The following is a 1,174-nucleotide window of genomic DNA, read 5'->3' as shown; positions in this document are numbered from 1 at the left end:
AGCACTACCCCGCCGAGTTCAAGGCAGACGCGGTCGCGCTGTACCGGTCGCGTCCGGGAGCGACGATCAAGTCGGTCGCCACCGACCTCGGGGTGAACACCGAGACGCTGCGGAACTGGATCCGGGCCGCTGACGGACGTCGGCCCGGTGCTCACGCCACGCCCGCGGCGGCGCTGCAGCCTGATGGTGACGGGGTTCAGGCGGAGTTGGCGGCCGCACGGAAGAGGATCCGCGAGCTGGAGGAGGAGCGGGACATCCTCCGCAAGGCGGCACGGTATTTCGCCGGGGAGACGCGCTGGTGAGGAGCCGTAAATCAACTACTGCCTGATTTGATCTTGTTGTCGTGGTAAGTGATCACCTTTTGCAGAGCTTCGAGTGTGCGTGGTGGATGCGTCTGTGGGGTGAGGGTGGAGGTGAGGTCGGTTCCGGCGAAGGCCAGCAGTGGCCTGCTCGTCATGGCGTGGTAGCTCAGCGTGTTGCGGTCGTGTCCGAGGATCTTGCCCATCAGGGTCAGGGTGACGGTGTTGCGGCTTCTGAGCAGAGCGACCAGGACGCGGTGGCGGTGGTCGAGGATGCCGAATCCGGGGTTGCGGCCGCGCCGGTCCCGCCCTTCGTTCTGGCGCTGGGCCTCGGCCAGGATCTGGCGACATGGTTCGAGCTGGAGCACGAGCTGGTCGAACTCCTCGCGTGTCAGGCCGGTCAGGACGGGGTGAGTGAGGAGGAAAGTCGCCTCGGCCGGGATCGGCGGCGGTGCTGGCTCGGGTGCGGACCGGGCAGCTTGTGCGGGGTCGTGCGGGGCGATCGTGTAGTTCCACTCGCCATGGAACTCGTCGCGGGTGACGCGCTTCGTGATCGCTTTGCGGTCGGCCCGGGTGAGTTTGCGGCCGGTGGGGTAGGTGTTCTCGTCCAGCGCGGCCTTGACGGTCAGTCCGGTGCGGGTCCGGGTAGCGGAAATCGTCTGGATCAGTACTTCGTAGCTGGTCAGGGGTCGACCGCGCAGGCTGTGAGTGATGCGGGAGAACAGGCGGTGTTCGACCTTGTTCCATTTCGATGTCCCGGGCGGGAAGTGGGCAACGGTAATGGACAGGCCGGACTCGTCGGCGAAGGCGGCGAGGTCCATCTTGAACAGGTGGGAGTCGGAGGAGTTCGCTCCGCCGGAGTCCGCTGTGACTAG

1 protein-coding gene and 1 pseudogene are annotated in these 1,174 nt (G+C 66.3%); one reads left to right on the top strand and one right to left on the bottom strand.

All coding sequences use genetic code 11. The annotated features are described in order from the left end of the window. Positions 1 to 302 (top strand): transposase (locus ACFV8T_RS45615; RefSeq protein ID WP_385339816.1); only part of this gene is annotated, 302 nt, incomplete at its 5' end. 11 nt (positions 303 to 313) lie between these two features. Here ACFV8T_RS45615 and ACFV8T_RS45610 read toward each other — a convergent pair. Next, a pseudogene (locus ACFV8T_RS45610) lies at positions 314 to 1,174 on the bottom strand (ISAzo13 family transposase); the annotation flags it as partial.

Source organism: Streptomyces sp. NPDC059832, from assembly GCF_042731715.1.
Classification (GTDB): domain Bacteria; phylum Actinomycetota; class Actinomycetes; order Streptomycetales; family Streptomycetaceae; genus Streptomyces.
This window is presented reverse-complemented; position numbering and strand designations above follow the sequence as displayed.